Origin of the sequence: Methanoculleus sp. SDB, assembly GCA_001412355.1 — an archaeon.
GTDB lineage: Archaea > Halobacteriota > Methanomicrobia > Methanomicrobiales > Methanomicrobiaceae > LKUD01.
The window spans coordinates 1-1,544 of sequence record LKUD01000012.1 but is presented as its reverse complement, the minus strand read 5'-3'; the positions used below and the strand labels follow the sequence as shown (position 1 = coordinate 1,544).

Here is a 1,544-nt window from a genome sequence, read left to right as displayed (position 1 = left end):
CCGGCGGGAGTCGAGGTCACGGCAAGCGAGCCGGTCTGCGGAGTGAGCGTGAAGTCCTCACTTACCGTGCTGTCAGCGACTACCGTGACGACCCTGGCAACAGAATAATAGCCCGCTTTCTGAACAATAACGGTATGTTCGCCGGCTGATAGTGCCGGGAAGGTAAATGGTGTCACTTCACCGGTATCGCTTCCGTCAATCCAGATTGAAGCGCCGTCAGGTGTTGATGTTACTTCAAGCGAACCGGTAAGGGCGTTGACGGTAACCTGACCATTGACAATTGCGGGCCTGAACTGTGCATCGTCCTTATCTGCAAAACCTACCGGCTCCTGAATCGTCAGGGTAACAGCACTCGTACCGGGGCCGATTCCCTCAATAACCACAGAACCAAGCGGAACATTCGTGGCACCCGACCCGTAGTCGACAGGGTAACTCAAATCCCCGAATTTCATCTTGACCGATTGCGCGGGTCCGGTGAAATCGGATTGCGTCATTTCCGCCCATGCAGGGAAACTGACTGCTGTAATCTCCGCAATGCCGGGGGTATCGAGCGAAACGGTAAAGATACAGGCACTCAGCCCATTCGGTGCTTCATCAAGAGTAAATGCGATGGTTGCGGTATCACCCTGATCAATTGTCACGGAATCAATCACAATCTGGCTTGCCGAAACACCAGAAACCATGCCGGCCACAGCCAGCACAACGAGGAATAATAAGCAATTTCTATTCATGATCATCACGCCAAAATACGGGCATTTAGGGCCCCGACGCCCCCGAAAAAAACAAAGGCATTTTCATAAACACCATTCCAGCAGTTCAATTGCTCCAACTCACAGGCTAACACTCACCGTAGGTGCGGGTCCTGCTTCAAAAAGAATGATATTATGAAGAGTATAAAAACAAGTGCTTGGCGCTTTTGATTAACATTAGTGGACTATAAATGGGCGTCGCTTTTATCCGGAGCTCGTATGACCTCACACAGCGTCATACTATGACCGATATCCAAGAAATTATCGGTAAAGTTCTCGTTTCAGAGTATTGGCCATTCCTGCGTAGCACATCCCGGGTCCCATGATTTATCAAAAATCAACATATGAACGGTATTAAGCTTCCCAAGTTTGTTATCATGGAGCCCGGGGCTGTCTTTTTTCGGATAGCATCTGTGACCGTATGTCCCACCCTCCTCCATGCTCTCCCCCGTTTCCGGGGACGACCGTAATCATAGCATCATTTGGACCGTTTTTCGAGTTTTCCTATTATTACTCCAGGCAATTAAAAACGATGTAAATATATAATATAATATATATTTCCGATATATTTCCTCTGCTTGCACCACGCCTTGTTGCCGTTCGTCCGCAAACCGGCTGTGCAAACGGCGATAAGGAGATCTCGACCATGAAATATGTTGCAATCTTTCTTCTTGTGCTGTGTATAGCGGTCATTCCCGCTGTATCAGCAGGTACCGCCATCAACTATCAGGGCCGGCTGACGGACAGCAGCGGCAACCCGGTCACCACCACCGGCGACATCGTGTTTTCGCTCTA

General features: G+C 49.6%; 1 pseudogene. It reads right to left on the bottom strand.

The annotated features are described in order from the left end of the window. Nucleotides 1-692, bottom strand: a pseudogene (locus tag APR53_07320). Nucleotides 693-1,544 lie beyond the last annotated feature (852 nt).